General features: G+C 40.2%; 17 protein-coding genes. All 17 read right to left on the bottom strand.

All coding sequences use genetic code 11. From position 1 onward, the window contains the following. Window positions 1-24 precede the first annotated feature (24 nt). Window positions 25-735, bottom strand: a complete 711-nt coding sequence (gene atpB, locus NQ185_RS06865) for a F0F1 ATP synthase subunit A (protein WP_257580863.1) — start codon at window positions 733-735, stop codon at window positions 25-27. An 11-nt stretch (window positions 736-746) separates the two neighbouring features. Continuing rightward, window positions 747-1,127, bottom strand: a complete 381-nt coding sequence (locus NQ185_RS06860) for an ATP synthase subunit I (RefSeq protein ID WP_257580862.1) — start codon at window positions 1,125-1,127, stop codon at window positions 747-749. A 399-nt stretch (window positions 1,128-1,526) separates the two neighbouring features. Next, window positions 1,527-2,156 (bottom strand): uracil phosphoribosyltransferase, encoded by a 630-nt coding sequence (upp, locus tag NQ185_RS06855; RefSeq protein WP_257580860.1) that lies wholly within the window; start codon window positions 2,154-2,156, stop codon window positions 1,527-1,529. A 315-nt stretch (window positions 2,157-2,471) separates the two neighbouring features. Beyond that, the gene (gene glyA, locus NQ185_RS06850; protein WP_257580858.1) at window positions 2,472-3,707 is read right to left on the bottom strand and encodes a serine hydroxymethyltransferase; all 1,236 of its coding nucleotides are present in this window, start codon (window positions 3,705-3,707) and stop codon (window positions 2,472-2,474) included. A gap of 128 nt (window positions 3,708-3,835) precedes the next feature. Continuing rightward, window positions 3,836-4,408 (bottom strand): TIGR01440 family protein, encoded by a 573-nt coding sequence (locus NQ185_RS06845; RefSeq protein WP_257580857.1) that lies wholly within the window; start codon window positions 4,406-4,408, stop codon window positions 3,836-3,838. 349 nt (window positions 4,409-4,757) lie between these two features. Then, window positions 4,758-5,198, bottom strand: coding sequence for a ribose 5-phosphate isomerase B (gene rpiB / locus NQ185_RS06840; RefSeq protein ID WP_257580855.1), 441 nt, complete (start codon window positions 5,196-5,198; stop codon window positions 4,758-4,760). Between the two features lie 44 nt (window positions 5,199-5,242). Beyond that, entirely contained in the window at window positions 5,243-6,532 is a 1,290-nt protein-coding gene (locus NQ185_RS06835) for a methyl-accepting chemotaxis protein (protein WP_257580854.1), read from the bottom strand. A gap of 46 nt (window positions 6,533-6,578) precedes the next feature. Next, entirely contained in the window at window positions 6,579-7,013 is a 435-nt protein-coding gene (locus NQ185_RS06830) for a low molecular weight protein arginine phosphatase (protein WP_257580853.1), read from the bottom strand. 157 nt (window positions 7,014-7,170) lie between these two features. Then, on the bottom strand, window positions 7,171-7,692 hold the full coding sequence (locus tag NQ185_RS06825; RefSeq protein WP_257580975.1) for a manganese efflux pump MntP: 522 nt from the start codon (window positions 7,690-7,692) through the stop codon (window positions 7,171-7,173). Between the two features lie 106 nt (window positions 7,693-7,798). Beyond that, entirely contained in the window at window positions 7,799-8,854 is a 1,056-nt protein-coding gene (locus NQ185_RS06820; protein WP_257580852.1) for an L-threonylcarbamoyladenylate synthase, read from the bottom strand. A gap of 150 nt (window positions 8,855-9,004) precedes the next feature. Further along, window positions 9,005-9,829, bottom strand: a complete 825-nt coding sequence (spoIIR, locus tag NQ185_RS06815) for a stage II sporulation protein R (RefSeq protein ID WP_307000339.1) — start codon at window positions 9,827-9,829, stop codon at window positions 9,005-9,007. Window positions 9,830-10,432: 603 nt separating this feature from the next. Further along, entirely contained in the window at window positions 10,433-11,299 is an 867-nt protein-coding gene (prmC, locus tag NQ185_RS06810; RefSeq protein ID WP_257580851.1) for a peptide chain release factor N(5)-glutamine methyltransferase, read from the bottom strand. Between the two features lie 2 nt (window positions 11,300-11,301). Next, window positions 11,302-12,372 carry a peptide chain release factor 1 gene (prfA, locus tag NQ185_RS06805; protein ID WP_257580849.1) on the bottom strand — a complete coding sequence of 357 codons (1,071 nt, stop codon included), beginning with the start codon at window positions 12,370-12,372 and terminating at the stop codon, window positions 11,302-11,304. A 258-nt stretch (window positions 12,373-12,630) separates the two neighbouring features. Further along, a complete protein-coding gene (locus NQ185_RS06800) occupies window positions 12,631-12,906 on the bottom strand; it encodes a hypothetical protein (RefSeq protein ID WP_257580848.1) in 276 nt (91 codons plus the stop codon). A 103-nt stretch (window positions 12,907-13,009) separates the two neighbouring features. Beyond that, window positions 13,010-13,627, bottom strand: coding sequence for a thymidine kinase (locus NQ185_RS06795; protein WP_257580847.1), 618 nt, complete (start codon window positions 13,625-13,627; stop codon window positions 13,010-13,012). 330 nt (window positions 13,628-13,957) lie between these two features. Next, entirely contained in the window at window positions 13,958-14,158 is a 201-nt protein-coding gene (gene rpmE, locus NQ185_RS06790; protein WP_213129379.1) for a 50S ribosomal protein L31, read from the bottom strand. 147 nt (window positions 14,159-14,305) lie between these two features. After that, complete coding sequence (gene rho, locus NQ185_RS06785; RefSeq protein ID WP_257580846.1) at window positions 14,306-15,592, bottom strand: transcription termination factor Rho; 1,287 nt, start codon at window positions 15,590-15,592, stop codon at window positions 14,306-14,308. Window positions 15,593-16,189 lie beyond the last annotated feature (597 nt).

The following is a 16,189-nucleotide window of genomic DNA, read 5'->3' as shown; positions in this document are numbered from 1 at the left end:
TGTCCTATTATGAACAGGTTTATATTAATGGTCTGAACTCACTTTGTGTGAGATATAGACCATTGTTAACATTGTGAAAATAAAAGCTTGTAGTGCTCCTACGAAAATACTAAATCCTTGCCATACCATAAGTGGAACAAATCCACCAATCCATCCTATAGCTCCTGTTGCTGCCATTGATGCAAGCAAGCTTATTAAAACTTCACCTGCGTAGATATTCCCGTATAAACGAAGACCTAAGCTGATGGTGTTGGCAAATTCCTCAATAATTTTAAAAGGGAACATGAATCCTACCGGTCTAAAATAATCACGACCATACTCTTTTGCACCCTTCATTTTTACACCGTAATAATGGGATAAAGCAATAACCATTGCCGAAAGCGTTAATGTAACGACTGGATCGGCAGTCGGTGATTTCCACCAAAGATCATCTCCAACTAGAAAGAAGAACGGCAAACCTAGCATATTGGAAACAAAAATGAACATTAATAATGTGATACCAAGAAGATGGAAGTTCCCACCATTTTTCCAGTCCATATTGCTTTTGATAATCCCTTTTACAAAGTCCATGATCCATTCCATAAAGTTCTGCATGCCAGTTGGTTTTACTTTTAGGTTTCTAGTAGAAAGGACCGCTATAATAATGACGATGATGCATGCAACTGTAATCATTAACATATTGGACTTATTAAACCAAAGCCCTGCTATTTTTACTAATGGTGCTTCGTGACCCAAACGTGTTCACCTCACTTATTTCTAGGTTTCATTGTTTTTTGATAAAAAAAATCTATTATAACGACTGCGTATACAGTCATTACACCTATAATCACGCTTACAAGGTGAAAATATTGAGGAAACTTCCCTGCGATATAAACGGCTAAAATAACGATAGCCATTCTAGCAAGTGTTCCGATACCATAAACCCTTTTCCCGGATGTGACTGCTTCACCAAGCCGATTCGTTTTCCTTGCTAAGTACCAATGATTGAAAAGACTTACTGATGTGCCAAGAATTAACCCCAAGAAAACTGATTTATATTCAGTGAATCCCCATCCCAATACATAAATCGACAAAAGATATAATATGTATTTGCAATGTCTGTAGAATAATTGTTGGAGTTCCGGCATTCTTTTTAATCCCCCTTGAAAAGAAATGTCGAACTTGGAGGATCCGCCAAAATTCGAGGTTTAGCATCGTGGAAGTTCGATGATCTAAACTAATACTAACTTAATCCATAAGCATGTGTGCACGCATGCCTGGAATCGTTATAATTAGAGGGAATAACCATAGTAGTCATACCCTTTGTAAGCATACAATAGCACTAAACATTAGTCAACGAGTTTTCAATTAATTTCGTATAAAGCATGTCAAGAATGTTCACAAAATCATCATTTTAAAAATTTTTTCCAATTGCGACTATTTTTGACAACCTTTTTCCGAAATGAACCTATTTGAAAGAGACGGAATGACTATGATCCCGTCTCTTATTTTTGGGTTTAACTTGTAAAAGACATCGAATTGTTTACTTATTTTGTTCCAAATAAACGGTCGCCCGCATCACCAAGACCAGGAACGATATAACCTTTTTCGTTAAGTTTCTCGTCCAAGCCTGCGATGTAAATATCAACATCCGGATGAGCTTTTTGCATCGCTTCTACTCCTTCTGGAGCTGCGATGAGACACATGAATTTGATACTTTTAGCGCCGCGTTTTTTTAGCGAATCAATCGCCGCTACGGCGGAACCGCCTGTTGCAAGCATCGGATCGACTAAGATAAAATCACGTTCCTCAACGTCGCTAGGAAGTTTTACGTAATATTCAACTGGCTTTAGTGTTTCAGGGTCACGATATAATCCGATATGCCCTACCTTTGCAGCAGGAAGCAAGTTCAGAATTCCATCGACCATTCCTATTCCAGCACGAAGGATCGGAACGATTCCTAGTTTTTTCCCAGCCAACACTTTAGATTTTGCGAAAGCAACTGGAGTTTCTACTTCTACTTCCTGAAGTGCCATATCTCTAGTGATTTCAAACATCATTAATGTAGCAACTTCATCTACAAGCTCACGGAATTCTTTTGTACCTGTGTTTTTGTCACGTATATATGTAATTTTGTGTTGAATAAGAGGATGGTCGAATACATATACTTTGGCCATGATTTCGCTCCTTTTTCTAATTCCGTTTCGTTTAACGGCGGATTTTTTACGCAAATGAACTTTTTCTACATTATTTTACAGAATTAAAAGATGTTCAGCAAGGATTAAAAGGATGATAATTGAGAGAAAGAGAAAGTTGAAACATTTTGAACACATATTTTATTTCGAGAAGACTATTAGTTCTTAATAGGATTGCCGTGAAAATAGATTCAAGTTCTTTAAGGATGGAATTCGCATCGTACTTCGAAAGATTTGAATCACTTTTATAAGCAGCAAAATAAAAAATCGCCTCCATCATGGAAGGCGATCATTTTTTTATTCATATAGTGGGAATTTTGCAGTTAACGCTTCGACTCGTGCACGTGCTTCGTCAAGTTTGACTTCGTCGTCATGATTTTTCAATACGAATCCGATGAGGGATGCAATTTCATCCATTTCTTCTAAGCCAAACCCTCTGGACGTTACAGCCGGTGTACCGATGCGGATTCCGCTTGTTGTAAATGGACCTTCTGGATCGTATGGGATCGTGTTTTTATTAACTGTGATGCCAACGTCATCCAATACCTTTTCAGCGACTTTTCCTGTAAGTCCAATTGAACGAAGGTCGAGCAGCAATAAATGATTGTCTGTTCCGTCTGAAACAAGCTCAAGCCCTTCTTTTTTCAATGACTCACCAAGACGTTTCGCATTATCGATAACGGTTTGAATATATGTTTTAAAGTCTTCGCTCAATGCTTCACCAAATGCGACTGCTTTTGCAGCAATCACGTGCATTAATGGTCCGCCTTGAAGACCAGGGAAAACGGATTTATCGATTTTCTTCGCAAACTCTTCTTTACAAAGCACCATTCCACCACGAGGACCGCGCAATGTTTTGTGAGTAGTTGTCGTAACGAAATCAGCATAAGGAATAGGATTCGGATGGAGACCGACAGCTACTAGGCCAGCGATATGGGCCATATCCACCATTAAATACGCTCCAACTTCATCGGCGATTTCACGGAACTTTTTAAAATCAATGACTCGAGGATAAGCACTTGCACCCGCTACAATGAGCTTCGGCTTATGTTCGAGCGCCTTTTGGCGAACATCCTCGTAATCGATGCGATGATCTTTTTCATCGACTCCATATTCTACGAAATTGTATTGAACTCCACTAAAATTAACAGGGCTGCCATGTGTCAAATGTCCACCGTGGGATAAATTCATCCCAAGAACAGTATCGCCTTGTTCAAGAATCGTAAAATAAACAGCCATATTTGCCTGGGCACCGGAATGAGGCTGTACGTTGGCATGCTCCGCACCAAATATTTCCTTCGCCCGGTCACGTGCAAGATCTTCAGCAACATCCACATACTCACAACCGCCGTAGTAACGACGTCCCGGATAACCTTCCGCATATTTATTCGTCAATACAGATCCTTGCGCTTCCATTACTGCTGAGCTCACAAAGTTTTCAGACGCGATCAACTCAATTTTTGTCCGCTGGCGTTTTAATTCATTTTGAATCGCTTTGTACACTTGCGGATCTTGTTGTGCAATTGTGCTCATTTCGCTCCCCCTTATCAAGTTAAAAATAATGCTCGTAAATAAATTCTTTTCCATTTTACCACGGAAAAGTGGTCATGCCAAACGAATTTTCATTTTTTACGGGCGGTTTCTGAACATTTTTATCATATTCAGCATTGAATGTTCAGCTTTTGCTGTTCATATATTGCTCTTGCTCCACCAATTAATTTTGGTCGGGTAGTCGCAAGCGTGACATGTGCATTCCCTAATTGTTTCTGTTTTACACGAATGGGTACTGCGACATGTTTTAGATGCATACCGATAAACGTATCGCCTATGTCTATTCCAGCATCTGCTTTAATGAATTCAACTACGACTGGTTCCTTAAACTGATTATAGGCGTATGTCGCCATTGAACCTCCTGCATTAGGAGCCGGAATGACGGAAACCTGTTCAAGATCTTTTTCAATGGCCGTTTGTTTTTCAATGACTAGCGCACGATTTAAATGTTCGCAACATTGGAATGCCAAGTTGAATCCCTGGTAGTCTGCATATTTTTTTAACTCTGAAAAAATGACTTCAGCTGCTTCCATCGTTCCCGACGTGCCGATATTTTCCCCAGCAACTTCTGAGGTAGAGCAACCGATGACTAATATTTTCCCGGCAGTTAGCTGCAATGAATTACTGCTCTCTTGAATGATGGCCTTCATTTCTTCACGCCATTGGTCCAAAGGTAACGTCAAAATCCTCATCCTCCTCTACTAATAAATATTGAATAAAATCCGGACGTGAATGACACGATCCGGATTAGTTTTTGTTTGGGTTTATAAATTAGGAACTTTGGAAGAACTCTGGGAGTAGTAACTTCCGAGGGAGAGTCTCCGTCCAGCTCCAGCGCCTATCGACTAGCAAACTTCTTGTCCTTTTCGCTTGCGTAGTCAACATCGCCTCGTCCCTCGTCGTGTTTCCTTTATCTCAGTCTAAGACCAAAGAAGGAACGTCGACTAAAAGCCGCCACGTCCTGTGGCGACGTCGACGGACCCACATCCTGTGGGCCTGTACGTCGATGGACAGGCGCCTCCGCTTTTGAATCTATTTTCCTTCGTATTCTGCTATTTTTCCAATACGTGTTTGGTGACGTCCGCTTTCAAACTCCGTTTTGAGCCACATCTCGGCAATTTCACGCGCCAATCCTGCCCCAATGACACGCTCTCCCATTGCTAAAACATTGCTGTCATTATGTAGGCGGGTCATTCTAGCGCTAAAAACATCATGAACGAGCGCACAGCGAATCCCTTTTACTTTATTCGCAGAAATGCTCATGCCGATACCGGTGCCGCAGATCAATATTCCGCGATCAAATTCACCTTTTGCCACTTTTTCTGCTACAGGTACCGCATAATCTGGATAATCTACTGAATCCGCACAGTCACAACCAAAATCCTCATACTCTATCCTTAACTCTTCAAGCAACTGTCTAATCTCTTCACGAATATGAATGCCACCGTGATCCGATGCCAATGCAACCTTCATAATAAAACCTCCTTGAGCCTGTCCCTTTTGAACCTGTCCCCGTATTATAAAGTAAAACGGGAGATTGTGTCTTTTAATTTGCTGGCCTGCTCACGTAATTGATCCGCTAGCTGGTCAATTTCTTCCATGTCTTCTGCTTGTTTTTTTGATTGTTTCGCCACTTCTTCTGCACCAGCAGATGTTTCTTCCGCAATTGCTGCTACTTCTTGAGCCTGTGCAGATGTGACACTAACACTTTCCATTTGACGGTCGACGAGGTCCGATATGTTTGTAACACTTTCTGCCGTTTCATGAATCGTCTTTGTCATCGCCGTAATCGCTGAATTTGTTTGTGTACCTTTTTTCACTTCTTCATTTACAGAAGCAACTTGTGCAGTAATTTGCTTCACAACACTTCCAACCTCTGTTTGGATGTTTTGAATAAGTTCCGATATTCCTTGGACTGCTTTTGCACTTTCGTCAGCTAGCTTTCTTACTTCCTCCGCGACAACAGCAAAACCTTTCCCATGTTCGCCCGCCCTCGCCGCTTCTATTGATGCATTTAACGCAAGCAAGTTCGTTTGGTTTGCTATATCACCAACTAGCTGAATGATTTGTTCTACTTTCGTTGCATTTTCTTCTAACCTATGTGCTGCTTCCAATGATTGATTATTCCCTATCGCCAATTTCTCAATTCCATTCACAAGTGACTCAACAACTTGTTGGCTTTTATACAACTCATCCAACATTGTTTTCGTAATATTCTCTGATTCTTGCGCCATCGACTGGACTTTGTGAGCAATTTGCGTAATATCATCTACAGATTCAGCTGTTGCTTGAATCGCAGCGGCCGAGCTTTCCGCACCAGCGGATATTTCCGATATAGTATGAGCTGCATTTTCAGCTTCCTCAGCGGCTTTCACTGATTTTTTAGAAATAGCAATTACATTTTCATTTGTTTTATTAAAATTTTCTTCAATTCGATATACCATTTCTCTGAAATTATGGAGCATTCCGTTAAATGCTTTTCCGAGTGAATTAATCTCGTCATCTTTACCATAAATTTTTACATCCGTACTTATATCCCCTTCTCCAACTTTAACCGCTGCCTGTTCCAGTCTTTGAAGTGGTTTAGTAATAAAAAACGCCCCAAAATAAGTTAATATTCCAGACCAAATAATTCCTAGCAATAATGTACAAAGCGTAAACACCATTTCACTCATATATTCATCTACGAAAGGATAAATAAAATAAAGAAAGAAGGCACTAGTTGAAAATGTAATCGCTGCGACTGAAGTAATAAAGACGACTAGTTTTTTCTGTAAACCAAATTTGTATTTGCGTTTTTTTGCCATGTTCGTTCACCTGTCCAGTTCTTTAATTGTGTAGATTTTTACGGGGTTATTCATTTTCAAAAATGCGGTTTATCAATTTCTTTAATTCCATAAAAGTTGATCGATACACATTTATATCCCCTCCGTAAGGATCCATCACATCCAAATCTCGCCCGGGACCATTTATGTATTCTTTCAATGTATATATTTTATCGGCAGAACCGGGATAATTGTTTAGCAACATATTTTTATGAGAGGTTGTCATTGTAAGAATTAAGTAAGCCCATTCCAAATCTTTTTCCGTAAGTTGTTTAGATTGATGACTAAGATGTATTCCGTTTTCTTTTAAAACATTTATCGTATTCATAGCCGCATGTTCACCAACAGATGCAAACATACCAACTGACTTAGCTTCACCTTTACCGGTCCATTCATTATTAAAAATTGCTTCCGCCATTGGGCTTCTACAAGTATTTCCCGTACAAACAAAAAGAACGTTCACGTTTACTACCACCTTTTCCGCACATTTAAGTATAAAGGACTACTGGAATATAGTGAAAATTATGGCATAGTTTTAGAAAAGCGCAAGTGGCTTGTTCCTATGCAGCAATAAAAAAAGACAGCCCTCTAAAAAGAAAAGCCGCCTTTCTTGCCTTTGTTCAGTAAGGAAATTGTACCAATAGCTTAAGACCAAATGCGATCAAAATTATACCTCCAAGAATCTCTCCATAGATTCCGAGTAAATTTTGCACTTTACGCCCTAATAATAATCCGCTCCACGTCAGGAAAACGGCAACGAATCCGAAGCACAAAGCGGCGATCGCTGCTCTCGCTCCAAACATCCCTAAACTAATTCCAGCAGAAAAACTATCCACGCTTAAAAGGAGCGAAAAAATAATGATTCCCCCGCCAACCGGCAATATAAAAGTCTGCTGGTCGTTCCTGAAACAAAATATGATCATTTGCAGTCCAAGTAAAACTAGAAGGATTCCTCCGATATTACCTGTTATTTTTCCAAAGGTATCTGATAATAAATGTCCTGCTAACACGCCAATCAATGGCATGACAACATGAAAGATACCTACAGAAATTCCGATAAAAAAGATTTGTTTTAATCTTAGCTCATATATTCCCATGCCGAGGGAGACAGAGAAGGCGTCCATCCCGACTGCAAATGCCATGATCAATAATGTGATGATTTCCGGAAGCACCGTCTATCTTCCCCTTCCACCATTGGACTTGCCTATAGGGAACATATGCGATTAAAAATAATATTAGACTATTTTTTTATGGCCTTGCCTTTTGACGAATCCAATTGTGGCCAGCCGCTTTGTCTAGCCGATTCATAATGGCTGCACCGACACCTGTTTCCGGAAATGTCTCCGAGAAAATGATGTCAAGTTGGGCCTCGTCAAATGCACGGAGAACGTGATATAGAGAGTGAGCAACTTCATTTAGGTTAGCCTTGCTGCCACAATCAAGGATCATATCAGCATCATAATCGGAAGCCGTTTCAGATGATGCCATTACGCCTACTTTTAAACCTTGATTTCTTTTTTCATTAATGACGGTCTGAAGCCATTCTGGTTCACCATCTGCTAAAAACAAAGGCGCTGCAGGTGCATAATGCTTATATTTCATTCCAGGTGACTTCGGCTTTTGCTCTTGGTTTTTTAAGCTAGAATCCACTTCAACTTGATATATGATCGATTCAATCTCTTCCTTCGAAACGCCGCCCGGTCTCAGAATTATCGGTGTCGTACCGGTGCAATCAATGACGGTCGATTCAACACCAACACCCGTAGGACCTCCGTCTAATATACCGGCAATTTTCCCCATCAAATCGTTCGCTACATGTTCAGCAGCTGTCGGACTTGGTTTCCCGGATCGATTTGCACTTGGTGCCGCTAATGGTAGACCTGAGGTCGAAATAAGTTCGAGGGCAATTGGGTGATCTGGCATGCGGAGTGCAACAGTATCAAGTCCCGCCGTCACTAAATCTGATACTGCTCCTTGTTTTTTTTGAAAAATGATCGTTAATGGACCTGGCCAAAAATGATCCATCAATTTTCTAGCTTTTTCCGGAATAGAGGCAACAATGTCTTGAAGCTGACTTGTGGATGATATGTGGACAATCAATGGGTTGTCTGCCGGCCTTCCTTTTGCCGCAAAGATTTTAGCGACAGCTTCATCCGATTTAGCGTTAGCCCCTAGCCCATATACTGTTTCTGTCGGAAAAGCGACTACTTCGTTTTTATGTAAAAAAGAAGCAGCTTCCTTAATCTGTGGATAACTTTTATTTTTATCCACATCTTTATCCACGGACCATCTTTCTGTTTTCATTTTTATTGCCTCATTCCTCTTTGTTGATATTATTTATTTTTCACGAGTTTCAGAGTGAAAAAGCGAACAAGTTATACACATAATGTGGATAATTCAGATTATCCAGTGGATAACTGTTGTGATTTATGTGTATAACCTGCATATAAAGTGTTAAAATAATTTATTAAATAATTCTACTATGAAAAATTTAACTTCAACTTTATTTTCTTCATCTTTTACAAATGTGGGTTGTTGTTCTAAGGATTGGTTCTTTTTATGTTCGGGATCATTATCCACAGGTTTATCCACATCAGTTGTATCCACATTATTCGTTCCAATCTCTTTATTAACATTTTCCACAATAGCGTCTTTATCGGTTTCGGAATCATTTTTTAAATTAGTTTCAGGCTTAATTCCTGGATCAACGTTTGAATAAGCATCTTCCTCGAAGCCGGGACTCACTGCCAAACTATTAGAAAAGTCTAGAAAGCAAAGCGGTGGAAACAGAACACACCACCAATTGGCCCCCTTTCCCTTACCTAGAGTGATTAAAATAGCTTCATAGGTGCCTGCAGGATAAAGATATTGGCCATACAATTTAGTTGGAAACTGAACATTTCCGAATTCTACTTTAACGGAATAATCAAGATTGCGTGCAGCCAACTCTTGTTTTGCGATCTCTTCTACTTGATCAAGTTGAGAGGTAATCGTGAATCTTGCGTCATCAATAGATGTTAAATCTTGCACCCATGTTGTAATTTCCATATTCACCGCATCACGAATCGCTCTTTTTACTTCCTGATCCTTTTCCCCATCACTATTAGCCAATATTCTAAGGCGAATTGCCTCCCCCGGAATGACAAGCGGATCCGACGCCTTTGCCATGTCCTGTTTTGGAATAATCAAGCTCGCCATCGTCGCAAAAACGAGAATCAATAAATACATCCAAGCTATATTTTTTTGATAGAATCTATGTTTACTATATTCATACATCATATCCATCTGCCCCCTCTAAAAGGCATTATGGACAAAACGATAGAATTCTAAACATGGAGATTTGTTTTGGTTTCTACTGGGGTTCAAGGTGCCCGGGAATTTGTAATACGCGGCGGGACTGTCCGATTGAAACGCTCATACTGCCCATAATCATGGGAATAACGTCAAAACTGTCCGATTGAAACGCTCATACTGCCCATGATCATGGGAATAACGTCAAAACTGTCCGATTGGAACGCTCATACTGCCCATGATCATGGGAATAACGTCAAAACTGTCCGATTGAAACGCTCATACTGCCCATAATCATGGGAATAACGTCAAAACTGTCCGATTGAAACGCTCATACTGTCCATGATCATGGGAATAACGTCAAAACTGTCCGATTGGAACGCTTATACTGCCTATGATCATGGGAATAACGTCAAAACTGTCCGATTGAAACGCTCATACTGTCCATGATCATGGGAATAACGTCAAAACTGTCCGATTGTGGTCATCATCGTGACCCTAATCTAAAAATAGTGCTGTTATTGGGCACATTGAAGCGCTCATCGTGCCCTTAAAGCTGGATATTGCTTGTTCTGGGTCACGATGCGGCATTCATTTTTTAAAGGGACTGGTTCTAGTAAGGACGATTCGGTCTTTTCTATTTATATCATGAATAATCTCAGTCTTGCCTTGCGGGAAGGCCTTTTTCATTAAGGCCGCAACTGCCTCTCCTTGACCGGCACCAATTTCAAATGCGATGAGTGCTTTTTTATTAATGAGCTTTGGCAGGTCGCTGGCAAATCTGCGGTAAAAATCAAGGCCATCGATGCCACCAAATAGTGCATGATGTGGCTCATGCTCTCGAACGACTTCTGATAAAATGTGTTTTTCTTCGTTTGGAATATAGGGTGGATTTGAGAGAACGATATCCCATTTTTCGTTTAAATATGGTTCAAGTAAATTTCCATACCGATAATCGATTTCCGCTCCGAGACCATCCGCGTTTTTCTGGGCGATTTTTAAAGCTTCTTCGGAAATATCCGAGGCAGAAACTTCCAGACTAGGTCGTTCTAGTTTCATCGTAATAGCAATCGCTCCACTGCCTGTCCCAATATCCACACATTTAAGCCCTGAAGACAGCTCAAAATATGAATCCAATCTTTCGAGAACGGCAACAATTAATTCCTCTGTTTCTGGACGTGGAATTAGTACATGTTCATTCACGATGAACTTTCTTCCATAAAACTCCTCATACCCAATAATGTGTTGAATTGGGCGACCCGAAACATGCTCCTTAAGCGCCTCAAGGAATCGATTATATTCATCATCAAGCAATTCCATTCTTAACTCTGCCAAAAGCTGAGCCCTGCTTATCCCCAATATCCACATTAATAAAAGCTCGCCTGCATTTTCATCACGGCCATGTTCTTTTAAAAAAGAAGAAGCCCAATTGAGGGCTTCATACACTTTTTTGTGCATCATTATTCTTCCACGCTCTCAAGTTTTTTGGATTGATCTTCAATGACTAAAGCATCAATCACTTCATCGAGCTTGCCTTCTAAAATTTGATCAAGCTTTTGAATTGTTAATCCAATTCGATGATCCGTCACACGATTTTGCGGGAAATTGTACGTGCGAATTCGTTCGGAGCGATCACCGGTTCCAACGGCAGACTTACGGTTGGCATCATATTCAGCTTGCGCTTCCTGCCGGAACATATCATATACACGGGCGCGCAATACCTTCATTGCTTTTTCTTTATTTTTGATCTGTGACTTTTCATCTTGGCAAGACACAACAACGCCTGTCGGGATATGCGTTAACCGAACGGCTGACATCGTCGTGTTTACGCTTTGTCCACCAGGACCACTTGAAGCAAAAGTATCCACTCGGATATCTTTTTCATGAATATCCACTTCTACTTCCTCTGCCTCGGGAAGAACAGCAACTGTTGCAGTTGATGTATGAATCCGGCCGCCTGATTCCGTCTCAGGGACACGTTGAACGCGATGGGCTCCATTTTCATACTTCAACTTGGAGTATGCACCGTTCCCATTAATTATAAAAATAATTTCTTTATAACCGCCAAGTCCAGTGGAATGCGCTTCGATCACATCTGTCTTCCAATTATGCGCTTCGGCAAAACGACTGTACATACGATATAAATCTCCGGCAAATAAAGCAGCCTCATCGCCACCTGCCGCACCGCGGATTTCCATAATGACGTTTTTATCATCATTCGGATCTTTTGGTACGAGTAGAATTTTTAGTCGAGATTCTAAATCTTCTAGCTGATCTTCGAGTTCGCCGATTTCCTCTTTTACCATTTCGCGCATATCTGGATCAAGCTTGTCATCAAGCATTTCTTTCGCTTCTTTATATTGAGTTTGAGCATTTTTATATTCACGATAAACTTCAACTGTTTCCGCAATCGCCGATTGTTCCTTTGAATAATCCCTTAACTTTGTAGAATCGCTGACAATATCGGGGTCGCTTAAAAGTTCATTCAACCTGTCATAGCGGTCCTCTACAGCTTGTAATTTGTCAAACATCTTTTTCACCTCATACTGTTTGCATAAGTGCACTATTTTATAGTATAACGTTCACTTTATGCAAAGCAAATATTTCTTGTAAAAAAGACGTTCTTATTTAACTTTTATTTTTTCAGAGCCTACGATCCATGATGGATAATAAGATATTTCTAGTGAAATTCGACCTTTGACAGAATGTAAATTTTCTATATTGATTCCATCTTCATATACTTTGTTTTCTTCACCATCGTGAAATCTTGAAAATGAAGAACCTGATTCTTATTCTTTACCATCGCTATCCCTTGGTGTGCCAAACATAAAATAAGAAAATTCCTCTTTTGTTCGCATCGTAAAAATCAATTCATTTCCTGAAACATTTACTTTAGAAATAATTTGGTTTCTTTTCGGCTGTTTAATGATTCTTTCCTTTTCAATATCTACCACTAATTCAGCCTCATCCTTATCTATTGCTTGAATTTTATTAAGCGCTATATAAAGTTCGTTAGATTCGTTAAAATAGTTGCTTTGCAGATAGACAATTTTCTCTTCAATCACCGAAATCCCCCTTCCAGGGTATTAGACTATGTAGTATGAAAAAAGTTTTATAGAAATAAAAAATAGTCCTTGAGAAAGTTCAAGGACTGACAATATGTAAGATCTATTTTCCGTTTTCAATCGGTTGTCGCAAGATCGCATTCATACCAGCAGGTACTTCATGATGATGTCTGCATCTTGCTTCGTACGCTTCAGCTGCCCCGACTAAAATAATCGGATCGTCGTAGCATGCCGGTTCTCCATTGATTAAGCGCTGTGTCCTGCTTGCCGGTGATCCGCAAACGGCACAAACTGCTTGAAGTTTCGTTACATGTTCGGCGATCGCCATTAATTGAGGCATAGGACCAAATGGTTCACCGCGAAAATCTTGATCAAGCCCAGCGAGGATCACCCGATGGCCACTATTTGCTAATTGCTGTGCTACGGCGATAAGCCCATTATCAAAAAATTGTGCTTCGTCGATTGCAACAACATCGATATCAGCATGTACAGCCTTTAATATTTCAGCTGAATTTTTCACAGGTTGAGCGTTCACTGCTGTTCCATTATGCGAAACAACCTCACTGATGCTATAGCGGTTATCGAGTTGGGGTTTAAAAACCATAATGGTCTGTTTTGCGAATTGAGTTCTTCTGACTCGGCGAATCAATTCCTCTGACTTTCCAGAGAACATGCTCCCACAAATGACTTCAATCCAGCCTGTATGTTTGATGATATCCATGAGATGACTGCTCCTTTCAGGTTTTACTTTTGAATGAACGATTTTTGGGATTTCATAGGTGGTGTATTTTATACGAGAGTAAGTTTCTCTTAAACGGAAGTATGGACTACTTACGAGAGTAAAAAACCCTATACGGGAGTTAGCACTACTTATACGGGAGTAAAAAACTTCTATACGAGAGTAAAAAAAACTATACGAGAGTGTGCACATTTTATACGAGAGTAAAAACCTCATCGTATAGCTTTGCCCCATTTTAGGCAATAAAAAAACAGGCAAGCATTTCTTGCCCGTTTTTTTGGTGTAAGATGCAGCAAGGTGTTTCTGCCTACCTTACTTAAGACCGTATTTTTTATTGAAGCGGTCAACGCGTCCGTCTGCAGTTGCGAATTTTTGACGACCTGTGTAGAATGGGTGGCATTCTGAGCAAATTTCAACGCGTACGTTTTCTTTTACAGATCCGCTCTCAAATTCATTTCCGCATGCACATTTAACCATTACTTTTTTATATTCTGGATGAATTCCTGCTTTCATTACTTTCATCTCCTTATGCCCTGAATCATTTGCTGAAACAGAGTTATCTATCGTGATGCTTTTAGGATATTTTTCTTCAAAAACACATTTTTTATTATAACAAGGGCTTGCATAAATTGCAATATTTCCAGCATAAAAAATTGAAACTTACAGAACGTTTCTACCGTTAGTATTTCCTTTTGCTTCCGCTGCTGCCAACATATTGAAGAACTCTTCATTCGTCTTCGATTGACGCAGCTTACGCAAAAATTTCTCTGCGAAATCTGGAGAATCTGACATGGCTTTGCGCAGTTTCCACAGTTTTTCAAGCTGCTCTTTCGGAATGAGCAACTCTTCTTTTCTTGTACCAGAACGGCGAATATCGATGGCGGGGAAAATTCTTCTTTCGGCAAGTGAACGATCAAGATGCAGTTCCAAGTTTCCTGTTCCTTTAAACTCTTCATAAATGACATCGTCCATGCGAGAACCTGTGTCGACAAGAGCTGTTGCCAAAATAGTTAAGCTGCCGCCTTCTTCAATATTTCTCGCTGCACCGAAAAATCGCTTCGGACGGTGAAACGCAGCAGGATCGATACCACCTGACAATGTTCTTCCACTCGGAGGGATCACTAAGTTATATGCGCGAGCAAGTCTTGTAATACTGTCCATCAAAATGATGACATCGCGCTTATGCTCCACTAAACGCATCGCCCGTTCTAAAACAAGCTCAGCCACTTTTATATGATTTTCTGGAACTTCGTCAAATGTGGAACTAACTACTTCTGCATTAACCGACCGCTCGATGTCCGTTACTTCCTCGGGACGCTCGTCAATTAATAAAACAATCAATTCTGCTTCGGGATTATTTGTTGTAATCGAATTGGCAATTGATTTTAACAGCATCGTCTTTCCCGCTTTTGGAGGTGCGACGATTAATCCACGCTGCCCGAATCCAACTGGCGAAATTAAATCCATGATTCTAGTTGATAGATTCGTTGGAGTTGTTTCAAGCTTGATTTGGCGATCAGGATATAGCGGCGTCAATGCCGGAAAATGCACCCGCTCTTTTGCTGTTTCCGGATCGTCACCATTGACAGCTTCCACGTGCAATAAGCCAAAATAACGTTCATTTTCTTTCGGAGGTCGTACTTTTCCGGATACTTTATCACCGTTCCGCAAATCGAAACGACGAATCTGAGATGCGGAGATATAAATATCCTCAGAGCTTGCCGTGTAGTTAATCGGCCTTAAAAAACCGAAGCCTTCTGATTGGATGATTTCCAGAACGCCTTCCATGAAGAAATACCCTTCTCGTTCTGCACGGACTTTTAGGATTGCAAAAATTAATTCTTTTTTTGTTAGCTTGCTGTAATATGAAACCTTATATTCACGGGCTAGTTCATATAATTCTTTAAGTTTCATATCTTCCAATAATGAAATTGTTAACTCAGCCATTTCGACACCACTCTTTTTTAGTTTAGTCTTAATAGAGGAAAAACTGGCACACGTCTACCTCAAATTAAGAATTAAGAATAAAAAAATAAAATTAATAAATAAAATAAGTTCAAGATCGTTATTCACCGGAAAAAGGAATCTAATATGCTTCAGGTAGAAAAAACTCTCGTTGAAAAACATTGATTAGGAGGAAAGCAATATTTACAGTAATACATTCGAAGAGTATGAAGAGGTTGAGGATTGTGGCCTCATCCATATGCCTATTTTACATCGAATTGGTAATAGTTGCAAAGGAGAGTCTGGCTTTTTTAGACTCTCCAAAAGAAAGACATGCTGACTAGCTCCAGCGCCTATCGACTAGTGGATTCCTTCGTTCCTTCCTTCGATAAGTCAACATCGATTCGCCACGGGCTCATCGTGTTTCCTTTATCTCGTCAGGAACTACGAAATCCATACGTCGATGAGCAGGCGCTTGCGCTTTTCTTTGTCCAGCTTCAGCGCCTATCGACTAGTGGATTTCTATGTCCCTTCCTACGATAAGTCAACATCGGCTCGTTCCTCGCCGTGTTTCCTTTATCTCGTCAGGAACTACGAAAT

Source organism: Lederbergia panacisoli (genome assembly GCF_024626525.1).
GTDB classification, from domain to species: domain Bacteria; phylum Bacillota; class Bacilli; order Bacillales; family Bacillaceae_C; genus Lederbergia; species Lederbergia panacisoli.
This window is presented reverse-complemented; position numbering and strand designations above follow the sequence as displayed.

What these genes read in the sequence shown, in the direction of transcription:
- NQ185_RS06860 (WP_257580862.1), bottom strand. Translation starts at nt 1,127, where the DNA reads ATGCCGGAACTCCAACAATTATTCTACAGACATTGCAAATACATATTA.
- upp (WP_257580860.1), bottom strand. Translation starts at nt 2,156, where the DNA reads ATGGCCAAAGTATATGTATTCGACCATCCTCTTATTCAACACAAAATT.
- glyA (WP_257580858.1), bottom strand. Translation starts at nt 3,707, where the DNA reads ATGAGCACAATTGCACAACAAGATCCGCAAGTGTACAAAGCGATTCAA.
- rpiB (WP_257580855.1), bottom strand. Translation starts at nt 5,198, where the DNA reads ATGAAGGTTGCATTGGCATCGGATCACGGTGGCATTCATATTCGTGAA.
- NQ185_RS06835 (WP_257580854.1), bottom strand. Translation starts at nt 6,532, where the DNA reads ATGGCAAAAAAACGCAAATACAAATTTGGTTTACAGAAAAAACTAGTC.
- NQ185_RS06825 (WP_257580975.1), bottom strand. Translation starts at nt 7,692, where the DNA reads ATGGCATTTGCAGTCGGGATGGACGCCTTCTCTGTCTCCCTCGGCATG.
- NQ185_RS06820 (WP_257580852.1), bottom strand. Translation starts at nt 8,854, where the DNA reads ATGAAAACAGAAAGATGGTCCGTGGATAAAGATGTGGATAAAAATAAA.
- spoIIR (WP_307000339.1), bottom strand. Translation starts at nt 9,829, where the DNA reads ATGATGTATGAATATAGTAAACATAGATTCTATCAAAAAAATATAGCT.
- prmC (WP_257580851.1), bottom strand. Translation starts at nt 11,299, where the DNA reads ATGCACAAAAAAGTGTATGAAGCCCTCAATTGGGCTTCTTCTTTTTTA.
- prfA (WP_257580849.1), bottom strand. Translation starts at nt 12,372, where the DNA reads ATGTTTGACAAATTACAAGCTGTAGAGGACCGCTATGACAGGTTGAAT.
- NQ185_RS06795 (WP_257580847.1), bottom strand. Translation starts at nt 13,627, where the DNA reads ATGGATATCATCAAACATACAGGCTGGATTGAAGTCATTTGTGGGAGC.
- rpmE (WP_213129379.1), bottom strand. Translation starts at nt 14,158, where the DNA reads ATGAAAGCAGGAATTCATCCAGAATATAAAAAAGTAATGGTTAAATGT.
- rho (WP_257580846.1), bottom strand. Translation starts at nt 15,592, where the DNA reads ATGGCTGAGTTAACAATTTCATTATTGGAAGATATGAAACTTAAAGAA.